Origin of the sequence: Streptomyces sp. NPDC058646 (genome assembly GCF_042716875.1) — a bacterium.
Taxonomy (GTDB): domain Bacteria; phylum Actinomycetota; class Actinomycetes; order Streptomycetales; family Streptomycetaceae; genus Streptomyces.
Genome location: NZ_JBHXRK010000008.1, coordinates 81,506 through 100,859, shown reverse-complemented (window position 1 = coordinate 100,859; position 19,354 = coordinate 81,506). Strand labels below are relative to the sequence as shown.

The window sequence follows — 19,354 nt, the reverse complement described above, 5'->3', positions numbered from 1 at the left end:
CGCACTGATCACCCGTTTCCTCACCTCCCAGGGCGTCGGCGAGGTCGTCGACTTCATGCCCGTGGAGGAGGAGCCCACCCCGACCGACCGGCACCAGGTGGTACGGGTCGTGCGCGCGGGACCGTCCCCTTCGCGCTGGAGTGCCGGCCCCGCTTCGACTACGGCAGGGCGCCGCACGGCCCGGTCCCGGCCGGGGCGACCGCGCGGCTTCGACGGCCCGGGCGTCAGGGCGCGTACCAGCAACACCCTCAAGCTCCTCACGCACGCGCCGACCGGTGCACCCGTCGACGCCGCCACCACGGGGCTGCCCGAGGAGGGGGCGGCGCGAGAAGGGGGCGGCGACCGGAACTGGGACCGCCGCTCCACCGGGGTCCGCGACGCCTCCCTCTCGGCACGCGCCATGCACGACCCGGCTTCACCGAGGAGGCGAACGCCGTCCGCGGCCGGCTCCAACAGGGTCTCCAGGGGGCGGCGTCCGGCAGGGCTGGACGGGCCACGTCGGCCGCCGCGCGGCCGTGTCGCCGCTACCGCCCGCCCCGCTCCTGCCAGGGTGGGCCGCGCGTTCCGTCTTCCCGGGAGGTACCTCCGTGTCCCCACGCCCGTACGGCCACACCCGCCGGCTCCGGCCGCCCCTGCGCCTGGCCGCCGCCACCGCCGTGTGCGGCGCCCTGCTCGCCGCAGCGGTGCAGCCCGCCCAAGCCGGAGACGGCGACGGCCCGCCGCCCAGGGCCGTCCTCCGGCAGGAACTGCGGGAACTGGTGGCGACCCCCGGCGGTCCCCCCGGGGTCATTGCCGTCCTGCGCGACGGCGACCGTACGGAGATCTACCGGGCCGGCGTGGCCGACGTGGAGAGCGGCCGGCCGCCGGAGGCGACCGACCACATGCGGATCGCCAGTGTCGCCAAGGCCTTCAGCGGAGCGGTGGCCCTGCGCCTCGTCGACCGCGGACGGCTGCACCTGGACGACACGATCGGCGAGGTGCTGCCCCGCCAGCCGGCCGCATGGCACCGGGTGACGCTGCGTCAACTGCTGAACCACACCAGCGGGCTCCCCGACTACTCGGCATCCCCGGGCTTCGTCGACATCGTCTCCGAGGACCCCCGCCACCGTTTCGACCCCCGGCGCCTGCTGGAGTTCGTCGCCGACGAAGACCTCGAGTTCCGGCCGGGCAGGCGCTACCAGTACTCCAACTCCGACAACATCGCCGTCGCCCTGATGGCCGAGGCCGCCACCGGACGCCGGTACGAGGCACTGCTGCGCGAGCTCGTCCACGAACCGCTCGGTCTGGAGGCGACGAGCCTGCCGCAGGGGTACCGGCTGCCCACCCCGTACCTCCACGGCTACCAGATCGACCCGCTGGAGGGCCCCGTCGACGTCAGCGAGGCCATCAGCGCCTCGGGAGCCTGGGCGGCCGGGGGAATCGTCTCGACGCCGAAGGACCTGACCGCCTTCATCCGCGGCTACGCGGGCGGCGCGCTCCTCTCCGACCGCACCCGCGACCAGCAGTTCAGGTTCATCCCCGGCGCACGGTCCCAGCCCCCGGGGCCGGGGCGCACGGATGCGGGCCTGGCCCTCTACCGCTACACCACCCGCTGCGGAGCCGTGTACGGCCACACCAGCAACACACCCGGCTACACCCAGCTCGCGGCGGCCACGGAGGACGGCCGGCGTTCGCTGACCTTCTCGATCACCACGCAGACCTCCCTCGACAACGATCCCGGCCTCCTCGCCCGGGTCCGGGAGGTCCAGGAGGACTTCGTCTGCGCCCTGCTGCGCAGATGACCCGCGGCCGGCCGGCCGTACGTGCCGTCAGTGCTCGCGCGCGGGCAGCCCGGCCAGGCCGGTGTCGCGCAGGATGCGCGCGACGGTGTCGTCGAGGGAACCGGCGGCGCCGACGACCGTCTCGACGCCGCCGGGCAGCAGGTCGAGGGGCCGGTACCAGGAGCGGAGCTCGGTCTCGGAGACCTCGTCCGCGATCGGCTTCGTCGCGTGCCGGGCGAGGGTCTCCTCGATCGGCACGTCCAGGTAGTACCCGTGCGTCGGCCCGCGGTGGTCGGAGCGCAGCCGCGCGAGCATGGCGCCGTAGTGGTCGGCGTAGAGGATCCCCTCGACGACGACGTGGTAGCCGGCGTCGAGGGCGTAGCGGGCGACGGTGTCGATCAGGCCGATGTTCGCGCCGTCGGGCCGGTCGTGTTCGCGCAGCACGACGCGGCGCAGGTGGTCCTGACCGACCAGGGCCAGGCCCCGGCCGAACCGCTCGCGGAGGCCGGCCGCGACCGACGACTTGCCCGAAGCGCTGTTCCCGCGCAGGACCACGAGCCGGGTGTCCGGAGTGCCTACCGTCATGCGCTCCACGCTATCCGGCGGGGCCTGTGCCCCGGCCCCGTCGCCACCTTCGGTAGCCGGCCCGTCACCGGGTTCCCGTCGCGGAGGGGTTCGACGGCGGAGACGGCGTAATCTGGTCGAACCGCCTCACCACGCGTGCACGAGAGGCCACGAGGGACCGCGCGACCCCCGCAAGGGACCGCGAGGGACCGCGCGGGGCGACGTGCACGCCCGCTCGACCCGTCGGCGCACACCCTCCAGGGAGGTGGCGCGTGACCGATCCGTTCGGTTTCCTCAGGATCCCCCGCGAGCCCGTTCCGTCCCGCCCCGTCGAGGAACGGCTCGGCGACTGGCGCGAGGTCCACGCGGGCCGGGCGCTGCTGCCGCTCGTCTCCCGCCAGGCAGCCCGCTGCATGGACTGCGGCATCCCCTTCTGCCACACCGGCTGCCCCCTGGGCAACCTCGTACCGGAGTGGAACGCGTACGCCGCGCGCGAGGACTGGCACGCCGCCTACGAGCGGCTGCACGCCACCAACAACTTCCCGGAGGTCACCGGCCGGCTCTGCCCCGCCCCCTGTGAGGACGCCTGCGTCCTCACGATCAACGCGGATCCGGTGACCATCAAGAACGTCGAGCAGACCATCGCGGACGAGGGCCTGCGGCGCGGCTACATGACCCCGCGGCCCCCGGAGCGTCACAGCGGCAGGACGGTGGCCGTCATAGGGTCGGGACCGGCCGGTCTGGCCGCGGCGCAGCAGCTGACCCGGGCCGGCCACACCGTGGTCGTGTACGAGCGCGCCGACCGCATCGGCGGTCTGCTGCGCTACGGCATCCCCGAGTTCAAGATGGAGAAGGTGCACCTGGACCGCCGGATCGAGCAGATGCGCGCGGAGGGCACGGTCTTCGTCACGGGCGCGGCCGTGGGCGGCGCGCGCGGGGACGGCGAAGCCGGTACCGACGCGGCCGAGCTGCGCAGCCGGTGCGATGCCGTGGTCGTCGCGATCGGGGCCGGCGAACGCCGGGAACTGCCCGTCCCGGGCCGCTCGCTGCACGGCATCCACCAGGCCATGGACTACCTGACCTGTGCCAACCGGGTGAGGGAGGGCGACTACCCCGTGCCGCCCGTCACCGCCGAGGGCCGGCACGTGGTCATCGTGGGCGGCGGGGACACCGGCTCGGACTGCCTCGGCACGGCCTTGCGGCAGGGTGCGCTGTCCGTGGTCCAGCTCGACATCAACCCGGAGCCCGGCGCGGGCCGCACCGACGGAGAGCCCTGGCCGGTGTACCCGAAGGTCTACCGGATCTCGCACGCCCACGAGGAGGCCAGGGGGCGCGAAGGACGCGACCCCCGGCTGTTCTCCTGCGCCACCCTGCACTTCGAGGGGGACGCCTCGGGCCGGGTACGGGCCCTGCACCTGACCGCCGTCGAGCCGGTGGGCCGTGACCCGCTGGCCGGCACCGAGCGGGTGCTGCCGGCCGGCCTGGTCGTGCTGGCCCTCGGCTTCTCGGGGCCCGAGCGGGCGGGCGGCCTGCGCGAGCGGCTGGGGCTGGAGCTGGACGACCGCGGCAACCTCGCCCGCGACGCCACCTTCGCGGCCCGCGGCGCAGGGGCGCCGGGAGTGTTCGTCGCGGGCGACGCGGGCCGGGGTCAGTCCCTGGTGGTGTGGGCCATCGCCGAGGGCCGGGCCGCGGCCGCCGCCGTGGACCGCCACCTCACCGGTTCCACCTGCCTCCCGGCCCCCGTCGCCGCCCACGACCAGCCGATGACGGCCCTGGGCCGCCTGCGGTACGGGGACCGGTAGACGCCCAGTCCGCGCACTTGCAGGCCGCCCGGGCCGTGCGGTGACGCCGCGGCGTCACCGGGCCGTACCGAACGTCCATACGGCGCGCGTGCCCGGGCCCACGGTGAGGGTCGAGTTCCCGATGCGTTCCTCGTGGCGGTACGCCACGGGACGGTTGAGGGACATCTCGACCTGACGCAGCCCGGCCTCCTCGCGTGCGACGGAGTCCAGGCGGATGGTGGTGCCACCGCCCTGTGCGACGACGCCCCCGCCCGGGACCTTCCGGACGGTGAACCCGCCCGCGCGGAGCAGCGGCACCGTGTCGGCGAGGTCGCCCGCGGTCAGCGCGAGGCGGATCGAGGTCACGTCCCGCATCAGGCGGTCGCGGTAGTCGTCGGACAGGTAGCGCTCGCGGCCGACGTCACCGGGGTGGCCGGGCGGCTCGGTGGTGGAGCGCGGGTCGGCGAAGTACTCCGGCAGGTACTCCATGCCCCACGCCGCGAAGGCGTCGTACTCGGTGGTGGTGAGGACGGCGTCGAACCACGGCACCGGGACGCCGTCGCCGAAGTCGCGCGTCTGGCGGAAGGCGACGGGCTCGGGGACTCCCTGGTCGCGCAGCCGCCGGGTCACCGTGGCGAGGTCGCCCGCGCGTTCGGCCGAGACCCCCAGCCCTCCGGCACCGAGCGTCCCCTCGCCGCCGGGGAGGTCGCCGACGCCGAACAGTTCGAGGTAGGTCTCGCGTCCCATCAGGTACCGGCCGGTCCAGGTCTCCCCGCCCGATCCGGTCGTGGTGCGGACCTGGAAGTTGGCGAACTCCCGCAGATAGGCGGAGCGCTCGACGGCATCGGCGGTCTCGCGGTCGAGCACCCCGTACGCGTGGTTGTAGAAGAGCAGCTGCTGGCCGGTCGGCGAGTTCTCCTCGCCGGCCCACGCGGTGCTCGTGGCACCACCGACCAGCCCGGTCAGTGCGACGGCGAAGACCATGAGGACGTGTAAGGCACGGCGGAACGACATGGGGCGATCGTAGGCCGCAGGCCTCGGATTCGTCGGCTGTTCGAAGAGTTCCGGACGGGCCGCAGTCCTCTGCCGTCCTCCGTCCGCGGACACGGGCCGGCCCGTGCACACGTCCCATCTTCTCGGTGGTACCGCCGTGTCGGGCGACCCGCTGCACCACCGTCCGCCGCACCTGCAGTGTTGCGGATCTCCGCTTCCACGGCCGGCCCGGAGGCGGGCCCGGGTCCACGTCGCGCACCGTCACCTGCTCCGCCGGGACCCGGCGCACCGTGTCCAGGTCCGGTCCCGGTGCGCGCAGGGTACGGACCGGGTCGGGGCGGGCGCCGGCCTCGGCGTCGTATGCCGGCCGGGCGGGTGCCCGGCAGCGCTCGTGGAGGGCTCGGCGACGACGTGGCCGAGATCGGACGGGGCCGTGTCGACCCGCGTCGCGGACACCCCGGGCAGAGGCTCCGCGGCCGGGGCGGCAGGTGCCGCGCACGCGCCGGGGGCCTCCTGCGGATCGTGCATCATGGCGAGGGGCCAGGGCGGTCACGGAACGGGAGGCAGGCATGTTGGTGTGGCGGAGACTGCGTTCCGGAGTGCGCCCCGTGCCGAGGCCGGCCGCCCCCGTCTCGGTCTGGGCCGCCGCGTGCGTCGCGTCCTCCGTCCTGGTGGCCGCGCTCAACTTCCTGGACGCCCAGGGCGATCCGGCCCTCGACCTCGTCGCGCTCTGCGTCTTCGCGGCCGTCCTGAGCATGAGGGCGCACCTGGTCGCGGCTCCGGGCACGGCCCTGGTGTGCTGGCTCCTGCTGAACGGCTTCGCCACACCGCCCATGGGCGAACTGACCTGGGCGGCCCCCTACGACCTGGGCCGCCTCGCCTGCCTCCTCCTGGCCGCGGGCACCGGAACCCTGGTCGGCCGGCTCACGGGGGCGCGCGCCGCGTACCACCGGGTCAGCATCCCCGACGGACGCCGTGCTGACGGGACCGGTGGTCAGTCGCCGTCGTAGGTCCCCGCCTCCACTTCGAGTGCGAGCTGCTGCAGTACTTCGATCGAGGTGATGTCGGTCCGGCCGCCGTCGTGCGCCATGGCGAGACTCGTGAAGGCCAGGCTGAAACCCGCGACCATCGTGTGCAGGGCGGGGCCGAGCGCCTCCGCGACGAGACGGGCGACCTGCTGCGGGGACGCTTCGGCCGGCACGCTGATCGAGGGCAGCATCTCGTTCAGCAGCTGCGTGACGACCCCCGCCTCCGTCGCGGGGCCGTCGTCCTCCTCCCCGGCTTCGGCTGCCCGGCGGATCTCCTGGGCTTCGGTGAGGATGCCGATGACTCGCTTGAGGACCTCTGAGCGCTCCATCCCCGGAGGGTAGCGCCGGGGCGGCGCGACGGAGCCGTCACCTGCCCCAGATCTTCCGGTACGCCTCCCGGCAGCCGGACGGATCCCGGGAGGTGGCGCCCGCGGTGTTGCCGGCGGTGGCGACGTGGACCGGGGCGACGCAGCCACCGGCCGGCGAAGGCGCGGCTGAACCCGTCGATGCCCTGCCGGCCCTGCTGGGACAGCGGTTCGGGGACGGTGGCGAACGGAGCCGGTTCCGTCGAGGCCCTCTTCCCGGCTGCGGACACGCGGTACTGCTTGCCGCGGAGCAGGCCCGCGACAGGAAGGGGACACGCACCATGACGCGTACGGGCAACAGCGGTGGGGACGGCGCGGGGACCGGCAGGCGGGAGGAGCGCTCCGCCCCGGGCCCGGGCACGCCCAGGGCCCGTTCCGGCGCATGGCGGCAGCCCGCGCGGACGGCGCCGCCGACCCGCTCACCACGCTGGACCTCTGCTGCTCGTACGGGATCAACGCGGCACTGCTCAACCACGACCTGACACTGGAGGACCTGGACGCCCCCTACACGTCGCCGCAGGCGGCGCACCTGAGCACCGCCGAGCTGTTCGAACGGGACCGCGCCTACTACGCGGCCCGTCGGCGCCCCGACGCCGTCCGGGTCATCGGCCTCGACCCCGCCGCCCGTGCCGTCGCCTACGCCCTCGCGGCCGGACCCGCGACCTTCCGGCCGCTCCTCGCCGCCGCCCGGCAGCCGGTGTGGGTCGCCGCGTTCGTCCTGCGCACCGGCTCCTACGCGCACATCGCCGACGGGCTGACCCCGTACGGGCTGACCACCGAGAAGGCGGCACCGCGCTCCACCTGTCACGGCCCGTCGAGGACACCACGGCGTCCCGCTCCGCGGCCTCCAGGGACTCTGAGGCACCGTCCGCCGGGCCGCCGCGCGCCGGCGCGGTTCGCCCGGCCCGGGGAGGCTGCGGTGCCGAGCCCGGTCAGTGGCCGGCGGCCGCTTTCACCAGGGCCACGGCCAGGCCGATCCCCGCGTCGAGGGCTCCGGCCAGCAGGGCGAGGGCCGCCCCGCCGCCCATGCGGACGCCGCCGTACCAGCCCCAGCCGAACAGGCCGGCGACGCTCACCCCGGCAGCCGCGTACAGGGCGGTCCGCAGGTCCATCACGCCGAGGACGGCGGAGCCGATCAGGATCAGCGGACCGACGGCGGACAGCAGCAAAGGGCTGCTGACCCACAGCATGCGGCGCAACTCCATGCCGGTGGCGAGCCGGCCGTGGACCACGCGGTGGGCCTGCTGGTCGGCGACGAGCGAAGCCAGCCACAGTCCGACGGCGGCGGTCAGCACCGTCGCCGCGGTCCCGGCGGCGTCGGCGTGCTCGGAGACCGCGAGGCCGATCACCACGGAGATCATGGTGATGGTCGCGTACAGCCGCTCCTTCAGCCGGGCGCCGGCGGCCGCCGCATCCCGACCCGCGGCAGCGGCGCCGATCCGCCCGTCAGGACCGGGAACGGCGCCGCAGGCCTCATCGTCACCCATCCCGGCAGCCTAGAGGGCGGCTTGTCGATGCGACCGGATCAGCCCGCCGCCGGGCGGGCCGGCCTCGCGTCGGCCGGTCACGCCGGTCAGGGGAAGTACGACTGCAGCGGGCCCCGGCGGCGGACGTCGAGCGTCGCGCAGTGGAAGGAGCCGGCGAACGGCGCGTAGTGCAACAGGTCGCACGGGACGGGCTCGAAACCCCATCCTTCGAGCGCGCGCAGCATGCCGGTGTGGTGCCGCTCCGCGATGACCCGCTTCTCGTCGATCATGAAGATGTTCATGCTGAGCCACTTGCCGCACATCGAGGTGATCTTGAGCAGGCGGTCGTCGATCGGGTCGGGCTGGGGGGCGACCAGGATGTCCCACGAGCTCAGTACCTCGGGCAGGCGGTCGACGTCGATGTACTCGGGATTGACCAGTGCCTTGCCGGGCGCGAGCGGGAGGAACGTCGTGTCGATGTGCATCGGCGTGCGGCAGCGGCTCTCGATCTCGTGGATGCGGTAGCCGGGGCCGAGGTGGCGGCGCAGCCAGTCGATGCCCATCCGGTTGGTGACGTTGCTCCGCGTGACGAAGAGGTCGCGGCCCGCACGGACGAAGTCCGCGGCATCGAACACCGGCTCGAACTCGGTGAGGATGTAGCGCATGGGCTCCCCGGCCCCGGGGATGCGGAAGTCGGGGTCGAACAGCGCGTCGGTGAGCTCCGGCTTCGGCGCTGCGGTCCAGCGTGCGCCGCGCCGGAAATAGTCCTTGAGGATCTCGCGGTAGGAGTGGGTCTCGAAGTACCGGCACGGCCATGCCATGGGCGTCTCGATGATCTCGTCGCCGATCACGAGCAGGCTGTCGCGCGGGCAGGTGTTGCCGAAACCGCGCGAGGACCAGTGCGGGGTGCTGAAGCGCTTCCGGTGCTCGACCGCGTCCGGCTGCCGGACCGTGACACCGAGGGACTTCAGGAGGGCGATGAACGCGTCGAGCTCCTGCTGGGCCGGCTCGACCAGCCGTCGCGGGTACCCGAAACCGGCGCTCAGTCCCTGCAGCCGCGCTGCCCAGGGCGGGATGTTGCAGGCCACGACCGGATGGCTGCCGGGGATCGTCGCCCCGTCGAGCCGCCCTACGACGACCTCTTCCAGCGGATCCCACTCGTTGTGCGAACTGACCGGGGAGACGAGGGATTCCGCGGCATCTGTGCCGTCAGCGGCCCCCGTCGCACGTGTCCGCGCACCCGCCTCCGCCTTCGCATCCGCGGCCCGCGCAGGGGTGCCGCCGCTTGCCGGCGCTGCCAGAATCTGGGGCCTCTGCATCACCACAGCCGGACCTCCCTGGAGTGAGGGCGTGCGCGGGGCGGCCGTCGGGCCTCGGCCCCATGGGGCGACTTACCGTTCAGCGCACCGGCAAACCCACCGCCCGGGAGCCCGTACGGCCGGGTCGCGTACGGCGCGGCGGGGCCACGGCCGGGCTGCCGACGCGCCGGGGTGCCGACCGTTCCCCGGACGATTCGTCCCCGTCGAGCGCCTGGCGGTTTGACTTTGCGAGATCTTTACGATTGCGTACGGATCATCCGTCCGCTGCGCCGTTAAGGAATCGTTCAGCATGCCGCTCCCCGTGTCCCGCCTCGCCCGTACCTCCGCCGTCGCCGCTGCCCTCCTCCTCGGGGTGACCGCGTGCTCGGCCTCCGACGCGGTCGACAAGGTCGACAAGGCGGTGAACGACACCTACGAGGTCACCTACGAGGTCACGGGCCAGGGCGTCGACTCCATCCAGTTCGCCGCCGGCGGCGGCACCGCGATCGAGCCGAAGATGGAGACGGTCGAGAAGCCGGCCCTCCCGTGGACGAAGACCGTCACCCTGCGCGGCATCATGCCCGCGTCGGTGGTGCCGGTCGCCGCGGACGTGACCGGTGCCCAGGTCACCTGCAAGGTGATCCACAAGGGCAAGACGATCGCCGAGCAGTCCGCGCAGGGGCTCGTCACGGCCGGGGGCTGCGTCGCCGCCTCGCCGATCGCCGGCTAGCCGCCGTCCGCCGCCCGCACCGGTCACCGCAGCCGCCCCCGGAAGCTCGAAGGCCGGGGGCGTCCTGCTGGGCGCGGGGACTTCTACTGCGCGTGGGATTCGGGCGTGTGGTGCGGTCGGGGCACGTAGTCGGGGCAGTCACGGTTGTGGCAGGGGCCCGGTCCCCACACGGGGACGAACACCCCGAGGGTCTTGTGTCGTGTGATCGCGGCCTCGACGGGCCGCTCACAGGCCGGGCAGGTGTACGTCTTGGCGTCACGCTCCATCTTGACCATTTTTTTACGATAAGTCCCTACTGGCGAGTCCGGTAGTCGCGGGGCCTGACGGTCACTCACGGTCCTCGGGCGGAGCGCTCCGCTCACGGTCCGTGGACGTCTCGCCGGAGCTCACGGGGGGCCGGGTGAGACTGAGGACGATCGAGCCGGCCAGGACCACGACGATCACGGCGAGGCTGACCGGAGTCGGGATCTCCGGGATGCTGGGGCTGATCATCTTGTGGCAGGCCTGGAGGACGAGCTTGACGCCGATGAAGGCGAGGATGATCGCCAGGCCCTTGCTGAGGTGATGGAACCGGTCCAGGAGCCCTGCGAGCAGGAAGTAGAGCGCCCGCAGGCCCAGGATCGCGAAGGCGTTGCTCGTGTAGACGACGAAGGCGTCGTCGCTGACGGCGAGGACGGCCGGGACGCTGTCCACGGCGAAGACCAGGTCGGCCGCCTCGATCGCCGCGACCACCGCGAGGAGCGGGGTGGCCACGCGCTTGCCGGCTTCCTTGACGAAGAACTTCGTGCCCGCGTACTCGTCCCGGACGGGGATGACCTTGCGCAGCAGCCGGACGGCGATGCTCTTGCCGGGGTCGAAGCTCTCCTCCTCGCCCTTGAGGAGTTTGTAGGTGCTGTAGAAGAGGATCGCGGCGAAGACGAACAGCACCGCCGTGAAGCGGCTGACCACCGCCACGCCGAGGGAGAGGAAGATCCCGCGGAAGACCAGTGCGCCGATCACACCGTAGAACAGCACGCGGTGCTGGTAGGCGCGGGGCACCTTGAAGTACGCGAAGATCACGGCGAAGACGAACAGGTTGTCGACGGACAGGCTCTTCTCCAGCAGCCAGGCCGTCGTGTACTCGGTTCCCGCCGTCGTGCCCAGCACGAGGAACACGACGCCGCCGAAGATGAGCGCCAGGCTCACCCAGCCGGCGCTCCAGGCGGCCGCCTCCTTGAACCCGATGACGTGCGCGCTCCGGTGCGCCAGCAGGTCCACCGCCAGCGACACCACCACGGTCGCGGCGAACGCCCCCCACAGCCAGAGCGGTACCTCGAGCACGTGGTCCACCTCCACCCCTGGCCGGCGCAAGGGCGCACCGGTCCTCATACAGGAGTCTGCGGTATCCCGCGGGCCCCGGCTCGTCGGCAGCGGCCCGGCGTGCACCTGGGGGCTTGCGGGGCCGCGGCGACCGGCTCATAGTCCGAGGTATGGACGCGCGCGAGGCGGCGCTCCGACAGGCGTACGGCCATGCCGTCCGGTGGCTGGCGAGCCTGTCCGACCGCCCGGTTCCCGCCCGCGCCTCGGTCGACGAGATCGTGCGCGCGCTCGGCGCCGGACTGCCCGACGACCCCGGTGTGCCCGCGGACGTCGTCGACCTGCTGGCCACCGCCTGCGAGCCCGGGCTCACCGCGTTCCCCAGCGGCCGCTTCTACGGGTTCGTGGTCGGCGGCACCGAACCGGCCGCGCTGGCCGCGGACTGGCTGGTCAGCGCCTGGGACCAGAACTGCGTGATGCGCGCCGTCTCGCCCGCGTACACCGCGGCCGAGGAGGTCGCAGCGGCGTGGCTGCTCGACCTGCTCGGTCTCCCGGGCGGCAGCGCCGTCGGCTTCACCACGGGCGCCACGATGGCGAACTTCACCTGCCTCGCCGCCGGACGCGACGCCGTGCTGCGGCGCAGAGGCTGGGACGTGGCCCGCGACGGCCTCGCCGGCGGGCCGGCCGTCCGCGTCCTCGCCGGCGAGGACCGCCACATGGCCATCGACCTGGCCCTGCGCTACCTGGGGCTCGGCGCACCCGAAACGGTGAAGGCGGACGACCAGGGGCGCATCGAGCCCGGGGCCCTGCGGCAGGCCCTGGCGGCCGGCGGGCAGGGCCCCACCCTCGTGGTCCTCCAGGCCGGTGACATCCACTCCGGCGCCTTCGACCCCTTCCCCGAGGCGATCCGTACCGCTCGGGAGGCGGACGCGTGGGTGCACGTCGACGGCGCCTTCGGACTGTGGGCCTCGGCATCTCCCGCGTACGCGCACCTCACGGCGGGCTGCGCGGACGCCGACTCCTGGGCCACGGACGCCCACAAGACCCTGAACGTCCCCTACGACTGCGGCCTCGCCGTCGTGCGCGACCCCCCGGCGCTCAGGGCGGCGATGGGCCTGCGCGGCGACTACCTCATCCAGCACGAGCACGGCGACCCCGTCGACAAGGTCCCCGAACTCTCCCGGCGCGGCCGGGCCTTCCCCGTCTGGGCCGCGCTCAGGTCCCTCGGCCGGTCCGGCGTGGCCGACCTCGTCGACCGGCTGTGCCGGCATGCCGGCGCCTTCGCCGCCGGCATCGCCGCGACCGACGGCGCAACCGTCCTCAACGAGGTGGTGTTCACCCAGGTCTGCGCGGCGTTCGGCGACGACGGCCGCACGGAACGGGTACTCGCCCGGCTGCTCGACGACGGCACGGCCTGGATCAGCGGCTCGACCTGGCACGGCCGGCGCGTCGTACGCATCTCGGTGAGCAACTGGTCGACGACCGACGACGACGTGGCCCGCGCACTCGCCGCGATCCGACGCGCCTCCGTGACCCCCTGACGACGGCCGCGGCTGCGCCGCTCTTCCCGCAGGCGGGGCCGAACGGGGTAATCGGGCGGCGGCGCGCCCTGCCCCATGACACGAGGGCCGCAATCCTGCGGTACATTGATCTTGCGCTCGCAGCCGTGATTCCCGGTTGTGGGACTCGCGTTGGTGGTCCAAGGAAAGACACCCCGCTTCCCGCGGGGGGATGCAGGTGCAAGGCCTGCCCAGCGCTCGCTCAAGGCCCCGCCCTCCTCACGGAGGGCGGGGCCTTTCCGCGTCGTGGGGCGCCGGGGCTGTCAGGCGGTCTCCCGTACCGCCCGCGCCGGGCGGCGGTGCCGCGGCCAGTGGGTGGCGAAGCCGAGGACCAGGGCGCCCGCGACGGCCAGGGCCCCCGCGATCGCCGTGCACGTCAGGGTCGTCTCCGCGGAGGCGCCCGCCAGGCGCGGCACCGCATTGACGGGTGCGGTGGCGTAGAAGAGCAGAACGGCCGCGCCGCGAGGCCGGACCGGCGCCAGCCGACCGCGCCAGCGGCGGGGCACCCGGTCGGCCAGCATGGCCAGACCCGCGGGCAGCAGGGTGAGGGAGAAGACGGAGAGGCCGATCCAGTGCCACTGCATGTCGGGTGTTCCTTCCGGGACGGCAGGCGCTCGCCGCAGCGGTGGTGCGCAGGGGGAGGCCGGGGGGCCGGGAGTACGGGGACGGACCGTTCGGGCCCACACGCTAGCGGCGCCGCAGCGGCCTGACCAGGGCCGTTTCCCTAGGTGACGCGCCGACTCCGCCCGGTGTGCCGACCCTGGCCGCACGCGCGGTTCGACCGGTGGTCAAAAGACCGCATATCGGGCATAGAGCCTATGGGTGTGCGTTTCGGAGGAGGTGGCCGACATGGTCCAGGAGCTGCTGGCGGCACTGGCGTTGGCGGGCGCCGCGGGCGCGGCGTACCTGGCCGCGGCGGCCAGGGTCGTCCGGCAGTACGAACGGGGTGTCGTGCTGCGCTTCGGCCGGCTCAGCGGCGGGGTCCGGGGGCCCGGCTTCGCCATGGTGATCCCGGGGATCGACCGGATGCACAAGGTCAACATGCAGATCGTGACGCTGCCGGTGCCCGCGCAGGACGGCATCACCCGGGACAACGTGACGGTCCGCGTCGACGCGGTCATCTACTTCAAGGTCGTGGACCCGGTCGACGCGATCATCCGCGTCGAGGACTACCGCTTCGCCGTCTCGCAGATGGCGCAGACCTCGCTCCGGTCGATCCTGGGCAAGAGCGACCTCGACGAACTCCTCTCCAACCGGGAGAAGCTCAATCAGGGTCTCGAACTGATGATGGACAGCCCGGCCGTCGAATGGGGCGTGACCATCGACCGCGTCGAGATCAAGGACGTCTCCCTCCCGGAGACGATGAAGCGGTCGATGGCCCGGCAGGCGGAGGCCGACCGTGAGCGCCGGGCCAGGATCATCAACGCCGATGCCGAACTCCAGGCGTCCAGGACCCTGGCGGAAGCCGCCGCCGTGATGTCCGACCAGCCGGCTGCCCTCCAGCTCAGGCTGTTGCAGACGGTGGTCGCGGTCGCCGCCGAGAAGAACTCCACCCTCGTCCTGCCGTTCCCCGTGGAACTGCTGCGCTTCCTGGAGCGCGCGACCCCGGCGCAGCCCGCGCCCGAGCGGCACGGGCCGGCGACGGCCGAGCCGGCCGCCGTCGTGGCCCCGCTGACGGGGGCCGGGGACGCCCGCGCCCGGGAGCCCGGCCCTCCCGGGGCCCCCGGCCGGGCTCAGGCCCCGGCGGCCTGAGCCCGTACACCCGGCGCGGCAGGGGCCGGGTTCAGCTGCCGGCCGCCGCCAGGAGCACGTCCACCAGCCGCTCCGCCGCGTCCGGCCGCCCGTACGCCCGGGCCCGGTCCGCCATCGCCGTCCGCCGGACGGGATCCGTCAGCAGCGGGCCGACGGCCTCCTGCAGGGCGTACGGGGTGACCTCGCCGAGCAGGGCCACCGCCGCTCCGGCGTCGGCCAGGTGGCGGGCGTTGTGCGCCTGTTCGTTCCCTGCCGAGGTGGCGAGCGGGACGAACACGGCGGGCTTGCCGAGCGCGGTCAGCTCGGCCAGCGTGCCCGCCCCGCTCCGCGAGATCACGACGTCGGCCAGTGCCAGGACGTCGGGCAGTTCCGCCCCCACGAATCCCGTCAGGTGGTACCGGCCGGCCAGGTACGGGTCGAGCCCGGCGGCGGCCGCCTGGAGCTCGGCCACGTTCGCCGGGCCGCACTGGTGGATCACGTTCGCGTGACCCAGGAGCCAGGGGAGCACGTCCCGGACGACGCCGTTGATCTGCTGGGCGCCCTGCGCCCCGCCGGTGACGTAGACCGTCGGCAGGCGCCGGTCGAACCCGGTGAGGTTCAGTGCGTGCACCGCCTTCTCCCCGTGTCCGGTGAGGACTTCGGGACGGATCGGGTTGCCGGTGACGACGGCACGGTCACGCACCTCGGCCGGGAGCAGCGGCAGCGAGGATTCGGAGGACACCGCGATCCGGGTGGCCGAACCGGCCAGCTTCCGGTTGGCCAGGCCCAGTCGGACGGTCTGCTCGTGCAGGACGAGCGGGCGCCGGCACAGGCGGGCGGCGAGACCGGCCGGAACCGCGACGTACCCGCCCGTGGCGAGCACGACGTCCGGCTGGAACTCGGACACGATGGTCCTGGCCTGGGCCACGCCGAGCGGTACGCGGGCCATGTCCTTCACGTTCGCCGCGGACAGCATCTTCAGGGGGTTCGCCGAGCGGCGGATCTTCCCCGTGGCGACCGTCCTGAACGCGATGCCCTCCGCAGGGGCGACGCGCGCCTCCAGGCCGTCGGCCGTTCCGATCCACAGGACGTCGAGCGTGCTGCCGGCCGCCGCGAGACGGGCTTGCAGCGTACGGATCGCGGTCAGGGCCGGGTAGGTGTGACCGCCGGTCCCTCCACCCGTGACGAGGAGCCGGAAGGAACGCGGGAGCGGAGAAGTGTTCATCCGGGCAACCCTACTGATCGCGCGACGCGCTTCCGCACCGGGCCGGGCCTGTAGGGCAGCGGGGCGCGGGGCGCGGCGGTCTCCGTTGCCTCCGGTGCCCGGAGGCACGGGCGCGACCCCGTCGTCGGGGCGGGATCGCGCCGCGCCGCCTGCCGCACTCAGATGATGTGGATGCGCTCCAGCGAGCCGGAGGTGTCACGGATCATCAGGTCGTGGCCCTTGGCGCGTTCGCTCTCGATGAATCCGAGCAGCAGTACCGCTCGGTTGATCACATCGGACTTGCTGACGCCGGTCGCCGCCGTGAGCTCGGCGACCACGGTGACGGCCGGCGGGCACAGGGTCACGGAGTACCGCTCGCTGTCGGGGTGAGGGGGAAGCTGATCCATGGCGCAGCCCTTCGTCGTATCGGCAATTCCGCACCACTATCGCACCGATTCTGCGCGATAGTGCACCGAATTTACATCAGGTGGCCCGTCGCGGGCGGATCCGACCGGCCTGCGGAGCGGCGGGGGCGTACGGCGCGCGGCGCGTGCCTGCCGCGTGCGACTTCACGCTCCGGCGAACCGGTGGCGAGACCGTCCGGCGCCGTGGCCGGCACCTGGGGTCCGCCCCGTCCAGCACGATGTGACGCCCCTGCGCCCGACTGCGCGGCCCACTATGCGTGCGAGGCCGCGGCCCCGCTCCCGTACGGCCTGCGGCATGCCGATCGAGGGGCGGCCCGCCGACACGGCGGGCAGCGGGAGCCCGCCCAGGTGCGGCGGGCTCCCCAGCAGGGCCGCAGACCGCCCTGGGTGTCCTCCGGTTCCCTGTCCCTTGTCCGCATCGCGGCGACCGGTGTACCCCTCGGCGCGCATGCCGGCGGCCCGCTCCGGCCGGCCTGCCGCGGCCAGACGTACGAGCGGGCCTCCCCAGCCGTGTCCGACCAGGACGAACGGGTCCGGGCCGAGGTGGCCGAGGAGTCCGTTCAGGTCCGCGGCCGGACGGTCCGGACCGTCCGGTCGGCGCGACCCGCGACCAGGGGCACTGCGGCCGAGTCCGCCGTGGTCGTGGACCACGGTGGGCGCGGCGCCGGACACCCCGCCTGGACCCGGGCCCCGTACGACCGTCCGGCCGCCCACCCGCCTTCGAAGACCACGGGCGTAACCGCTGCTGATGCCCCGTCCGAGGCCCGTCGGCTGCGCCGGCTTCCGGAAGTCGCTGGTGGGAGAGCGGCCGGCCGTCCCGCGTGGGAGCACGGGCCGACTCTCCCCGGCTGTGCGCGGCCGGGCGCCTGGCAGCCCCGAACCCGTCCTGCCCCAGGCCCTGTTCCTGCCTCCCCTGCCCCATCGCGACCGCCCTCCGCGCACCGTGCCGAACATCGACCCCAGGGGCCGAGTCGTGCCGTGCCCGCCCGTTCCCGGCCCGTGTTCGAGCGGATCCTCTCGCCCGTTGGAGGTGGTCGGCCGGTCCCGCCTGTTAGAATGCGTGCGCTGGCCTTCGGCGCCCCCGGCGGGTGTGTCCGGAGGCTTTTTTCATGCCTTCCGACACCTCCTCACCCACCGCCCCGACCACCTCCGGCTACCGCGCCCTGCTCCGCAACAGGGAGTTCGCAGGCCTGTACGCCGGCTTCACCCTGACGGTCGCCGCGACCACCCTGTCGGGCTTCGCACTCGGCACGCTGGTCAACGACCGGACCAACTCCCCGTTCCTGACAGCCGTGAGCATGTACGGCGCCACCTTCGCGACGGTGCTCGGCGCGCTGACGCTCATGTCGGTCGCGGACGGGAACCGTCCTCGCCGGACCCTCGTCGCGCTCCAGTGCCTCTCCCTGGCGGGTATGGCCGCGCAGGCGGTCCCGGGGCTGCCGCTGACCGCCCGGTTCGGCCTCCTCCTCGTCCTGGGCTTCTTCCAGTCCCTGGGGACCGGAACGCGGATGGGACTGCTCACCGAGGTCGCGCCGGCCTCCGCGTACGCCCTGGCGCGGTCGCTGATGAACATCACGGCGGGCTGTACGGCGGTCCTCGGCTTCGCTGCCGGCGCCCTGCTGCTGCGGCACGGAAGCCCGCAGGCGGTCTTCGCCGTCGCCGCCGGGCTGACCGGACTCGGGCTGGTCGTGGTGGCCACGACCGTCCGCGAGCACGCCGTCCGACCGACCCGCCGCTCCGGACTGCGCCAGACCTGGACGGCCAACAAGGCGCTCTTCGCCCACCCCGGCCGGCGTGCGCTGCTGCTGAACCTGTGGGTCCCCAACGGCCTGATCGTCGGCTGCGAAGCCCTCTTCCTCTCCTACGACCCGGAGCACGCCGGCCTTCTCCTGGCTGCCGGATCGGCCGGCATGCTGCTCGGAGACCTGCTGGTCGGCCGGCTGCTCACCGCCGATCGGCGACGCCGCGGGGCGTACGCCCTCCGACTGCTGCTGGCCGTCCCGTACCTGCTGTTCGCCACCCACCCGCCGACGCTCGTGGCGGCAGCCGCGGTCTTCGTGGCCGGCGCGGGCTTCGCCGCCACCCTGCCGCTCCAGGAGCAGCTCCTCGCGTCGACCCCCGCCGCGGTGCACGGCCAGGTGCAGGGCGTGGAGTCCGCCGGCCGGATGACGTGGCAGGGCCTGGGCGCCGCGCTCGCCGGCGGCGTCGCCCAGTGGCTCACCCCCGGTACGGCGATCACCGTCCTCGCCGCGCTCTCCGTCCTGGTCACCGTCGTCTCCCGGCCCTTCGTGTCCCGCGTCCCCGCCGATGACGGCGACGGCACCGGACAGGGCGGCCTCGGCCGACAGGATCCGGAGGAGTCGGCCTAGGCTGCTGCCATGCCCCACTTCGAACAGCAGCGGATCAACTGCTTCCTGGCGGCCTTCGCCCGCCGCCAGGCCGCACGCACCGCCGAACTGCCCGGCGGGTTCGCCGCGTACGACGACGCCCTCTTCCACTCCCGCGCGAACAACCAGGTCGTCATCGAGACGGCGGTCGATCCCGGGGCGCTGCCCGGCATCGCGGAGGAGGCGCTGGGGCACCTCCCGCACCGGCTGGTCTCCGTCCTCGACGACGACGGCGCGAGGGCGTGCGCGGAGCCGCTGATCCGGGCCGGATACACCCACTCCACCTATCTGGTCATGAGGCACACCGGCCCGGTGCCGGCCCCCGGCGCCGCGGGGGAGGTGGATCTCGACGCGCTGCGCGGTCCGCTCACCCGGTGGTGGCGCGGCGTCCTCCCGGACGTCGACGACGAGGTCGTGCGGCACCTCGTCGACCGGCGCGAGGCGCGCCGCCGAGGGGCTGACACCGTCCGCTTCATCGGTGCCCGTACCGAGGAGGACGAGGTCGCCTCCTGGGCCGACCTCTACGTGGACCCGGCCACCGGCACGGCCCAGATCGAGGACCTCATCACCTCCGTGGCACACCTCAGGCGCGGCTACGCCGACGCCGTCCTGGCCACCGCCCTGCACGTGGCCGCCGACGAGGGCTGCGGGACCCGGTTCCTGACCGCCGACGCGGCGGACTGGCCCCGCCAGTGGTACGAGCGCCGCGGTTTCTCCGTGGTCGGCCGCCAGCACTGCTTCGAACGCGGCTGACGCGTCCGGTTCGC

18 protein-coding genes and 1 pseudogene are annotated in these 19,354 nt (G+C 73.7%); 8 read left to right on the top strand and 11 right to left on the bottom strand.

Translation table 11 applies throughout. The features are described from left to right. Positions 1 to 587: 587 nt before the first annotated feature. Positions 588 to 1,781, top strand: coding sequence for a serine hydrolase domain-containing protein (locus ACFWUZ_RS12245; RefSeq protein WP_384371057.1), 1,194 nt, complete (start codon positions 588 to 590; stop codon positions 1,779 to 1,781). Positions 1,782 to 1,808: 27 nt separating this feature from the next. On the opposite strand, the gene ACFWUZ_RS12240 is transcribed toward ACFWUZ_RS12245, so the two are convergent. Continuing rightward, positions 1,809 to 2,345: an AAA family ATPase gene (locus ACFWUZ_RS12240; RefSeq protein ID WP_384371055.1), complete on the bottom strand. Its 537-nt coding sequence runs from the start codon at positions 2,343 to 2,345 to the stop codon at positions 1,809 to 1,811. Positions 2,346 to 2,596: 251 nt separating this feature from the next. On the opposite strand from ACFWUZ_RS12240, the gene ACFWUZ_RS12235 reads away from it, so the two are divergent. Continuing rightward, on the top strand, positions 2,597 to 4,126 hold the full coding sequence (locus ACFWUZ_RS12235; protein ID WP_384371053.1) for a glutamate synthase subunit beta: 1,530 nt from the start codon (positions 2,597 to 2,599) through the stop codon (positions 4,124 to 4,126). 54 nt (positions 4,127 to 4,180) lie between these two features. On the opposite strand, the gene ACFWUZ_RS12230 is transcribed toward ACFWUZ_RS12235, so the two are convergent. Further along, the gene (locus ACFWUZ_RS12230; RefSeq protein ID WP_384371051.1) at positions 4,181 to 5,089 is read right to left on the bottom strand and encodes a DUF5829 family protein; all 909 of its coding nucleotides are present in this window, start codon (positions 5,087 to 5,089) and stop codon (positions 4,181 to 4,183) included. A gap of 617 nt (positions 5,090 to 5,706) precedes the next feature. On the opposite strand from ACFWUZ_RS12230, the gene ACFWUZ_RS12225 reads away from it, so the two are divergent. Further along, positions 5,707 to 6,108 (top strand): hypothetical protein, encoded by a 402-nt coding sequence (locus tag ACFWUZ_RS12225; protein ID WP_384371049.1) that lies wholly within the window; start codon positions 5,707 to 5,709, stop codon positions 6,106 to 6,108. On the opposite strand, the gene ACFWUZ_RS12220 is transcribed toward ACFWUZ_RS12225, so the two are convergent. From ACFWUZ_RS12220 to ACFWUZ_RS12205, 4 genes and pseudogenes are all read right to left on the bottom strand, one after another. Further along, entirely contained in the window at positions 6,093 to 6,455 is a 363-nt protein-coding gene (locus ACFWUZ_RS12220; RefSeq protein ID WP_384371047.1) for a hypothetical protein, read from the bottom strand. The genes ACFWUZ_RS12225 and ACFWUZ_RS12220 overlap by 16 nt on opposite strands. 37 nt (positions 6,456 to 6,492) lie before the next feature. After that, positions 6,493 to 6,679, bottom strand: a pseudogene (locus ACFWUZ_RS12215) (sugar ABC transporter substrate-binding protein); the annotation flags it as partial. 744 nt (positions 6,680 to 7,423) lie between these two features. Beyond that, positions 7,424 to 7,978 carry a hypothetical protein gene (locus ACFWUZ_RS12210; protein WP_384371045.1) on the bottom strand — a complete coding sequence of 185 codons (555 nt, stop codon included), beginning with the start codon at positions 7,976 to 7,978 and terminating at the stop codon, positions 7,424 to 7,426. 86 nt (positions 7,979 to 8,064) lie between these two features. After that, positions 8,065 to 9,282, bottom strand: a complete 1,218-nt coding sequence (locus ACFWUZ_RS12205) for an amidinotransferase (protein ID WP_384371043.1) — start codon at positions 9,280 to 9,282, stop codon at positions 8,065 to 8,067. Between the two features lie 283 nt (positions 9,283 to 9,565). Here ACFWUZ_RS12205 and ACFWUZ_RS12200 point away from each other — a divergent pair, with 283 nt between their 5' ends. Continuing rightward, positions 9,566 to 9,985, top strand: a complete 420-nt coding sequence (locus ACFWUZ_RS12200; RefSeq protein ID WP_384371041.1) for an MmpS family transport accessory protein — start codon at positions 9,566 to 9,568, stop codon at positions 9,983 to 9,985. An 83-nt stretch (positions 9,986 to 10,068) separates the two neighbouring features. On the opposite strand, the gene ACFWUZ_RS12195 is transcribed toward ACFWUZ_RS12200, so the two are convergent. Both ACFWUZ_RS12195 and ACFWUZ_RS12190 read right to left on the bottom strand, forming a co-directional pair. After that, entirely contained in the window at positions 10,069 to 10,260 is a 192-nt protein-coding gene (locus ACFWUZ_RS12195; RefSeq protein ID WP_384371039.1) for a hypothetical protein, read from the bottom strand. Between the two features lie 52 nt (positions 10,261 to 10,312). After that, a complete protein-coding gene (locus ACFWUZ_RS12190; protein ID WP_384371037.1) occupies positions 10,313 to 11,305 on the bottom strand; it encodes a TerC family protein in 993 nt (330 codons plus the stop codon). A gap of 149 nt (positions 11,306 to 11,454) precedes the next feature. On the opposite strand from ACFWUZ_RS12190, the gene ACFWUZ_RS12185 reads away from it, so the two are divergent. After that, complete coding sequence (locus tag ACFWUZ_RS12185) at positions 11,455 to 12,822, top strand: pyridoxal phosphate-dependent decarboxylase family protein (protein WP_384371035.1); 1,368 nt, start codon at positions 11,455 to 11,457, stop codon at positions 12,820 to 12,822. Positions 12,823 to 13,103: 281 nt separating this feature from the next. Here the strand turns inward: ACFWUZ_RS12185 and ACFWUZ_RS12180 are convergent, their stop codons facing one another. Beyond that, positions 13,104 to 13,424: a hypothetical protein gene (locus ACFWUZ_RS12180; protein ID WP_384371033.1), complete on the bottom strand. Its 321-nt coding sequence runs from the start codon at positions 13,422 to 13,424 to the stop codon at positions 13,104 to 13,106. A 265-nt stretch (positions 13,425 to 13,689) separates the two neighbouring features. Between ACFWUZ_RS12180 and ACFWUZ_RS12175 the strand changes: the two genes are divergently transcribed. Beyond that, entirely contained in the window at positions 13,690 to 14,592 is a 903-nt protein-coding gene (locus ACFWUZ_RS12175) for a slipin family protein (protein WP_384371354.1), read from the top strand. A 31-nt stretch (positions 14,593 to 14,623) separates the two neighbouring features. Here ACFWUZ_RS12175 and ACFWUZ_RS12170 read toward each other — a convergent pair whose 3' ends face one another. Together ACFWUZ_RS12170 and ACFWUZ_RS12165 are read right to left on the bottom strand one after the other, a co-directional pair. After that, the gene (locus tag ACFWUZ_RS12170) at positions 14,624 to 15,796 is read right to left on the bottom strand and encodes a glycosyltransferase (RefSeq protein ID WP_384371031.1); all 1,173 of its coding nucleotides are present in this window, start codon (positions 15,794 to 15,796) and stop codon (positions 14,624 to 14,626) included. A gap of 158 nt (positions 15,797 to 15,954) precedes the next feature. Next, complete coding sequence (locus tag ACFWUZ_RS12165) at positions 15,955 to 16,182, bottom strand: hypothetical protein (protein ID WP_384371029.1); 228 nt, start codon at positions 16,180 to 16,182, stop codon at positions 15,955 to 15,957. Positions 16,183 to 17,309: 1,127 nt separating this feature from the next. On the opposite strand from ACFWUZ_RS12165, the gene ACFWUZ_RS12160 reads away from it, so the two are divergent. Both ACFWUZ_RS12160 and ACFWUZ_RS12155 read left to right on the top strand, forming a co-directional pair. Continuing rightward, positions 17,310 to 18,569, top strand: coding sequence for an MFS transporter (locus ACFWUZ_RS12160; RefSeq protein WP_384371027.1), 1,260 nt, complete (start codon positions 17,310 to 17,312; stop codon positions 18,567 to 18,569). 9 nt (positions 18,570 to 18,578) lie between these two features. Then, positions 18,579 to 19,340: a GNAT family N-acetyltransferase gene (locus ACFWUZ_RS12155; RefSeq protein WP_384371025.1), complete on the top strand. Its 762-nt coding sequence runs from the start codon at positions 18,579 to 18,581 to the stop codon at positions 19,338 to 19,340. Positions 19,341 to 19,354 lie beyond the last annotated feature (14 nt).

Coding starts and splice junctions, on each gene's coding strand:
- ACFWUZ_RS12155 (WP_384371025.1), top strand. CDS start 18,579: ATGCCCCACTTCGAACAGCAGCGGATCAACTGCTTCCTGGCGGCCTTC.
- ACFWUZ_RS12160 (WP_384371027.1), top strand. CDS start 17,310: ATGCCTTCCGACACCTCCTCACCCACCGCCCCGACCACCTCCGGCTAC.
- ACFWUZ_RS12180 (WP_384371033.1), bottom strand. CDS start 13,424: ATGCAGTGGCACTGGATCGGCCTCTCCGTCTTCTCCCTCACCCTGCTG.
- ACFWUZ_RS12230 (WP_384371051.1), bottom strand. CDS start 5,089: ATGGTCTTCGCCGTCGCACTGACCGGGCTGGTCGGTGGTGCCACGAGC.
- ACFWUZ_RS12210 (WP_384371045.1), bottom strand. CDS start 7,978: ATGGGTGACGATGAGGCCTGCGGCGCCGTTCCCGGTCCTGACGGGCGG.
- ACFWUZ_RS12185 (WP_384371035.1), top strand. CDS start 11,455: ATGGACGCGCGCGAGGCGGCGCTCCGACAGGCGTACGGCCATGCCGTC.
- ACFWUZ_RS12240 (WP_384371055.1), bottom strand. CDS start 2,345: ATGACGGTAGGCACTCCGGACACCCGGCTCGTGGTCCTGCGCGGGAAC.
- ACFWUZ_RS12220 (WP_384371047.1), bottom strand. CDS start 6,455: ATGGAGCGCTCAGAGGTCCTCAAGCGAGTCATCGGCATCCTCACCGAA.
- ACFWUZ_RS12165 (WP_384371029.1), bottom strand. CDS start 16,182: ATGGATCAGCTTCCCCCTCACCCCGACAGCGAGCGGTACTCCGTGACC.
- ACFWUZ_RS12170 (WP_384371031.1), bottom strand. CDS start 15,796: ATGAACACTTCTCCGCTCCCGCGTTCCTTCCGGCTCCTCGTCACGGGT.
- ACFWUZ_RS12200 (WP_384371041.1), top strand. CDS start 9,566: ATGCCGCTCCCCGTGTCCCGCCTCGCCCGTACCTCCGCCGTCGCCGCT.
- ACFWUZ_RS12175 (WP_384371354.1), top strand. CDS start 13,690: ATGGTCCAGGAGCTGCTGGCGGCACTGGCGTTGGCGGGCGCCGCGGGC.
- ACFWUZ_RS12195 (WP_384371039.1), bottom strand. CDS start 10,260: ATGGTCAAGATGGAGCGTGACGCCAAGACGTACACCTGCCCGGCCTGT.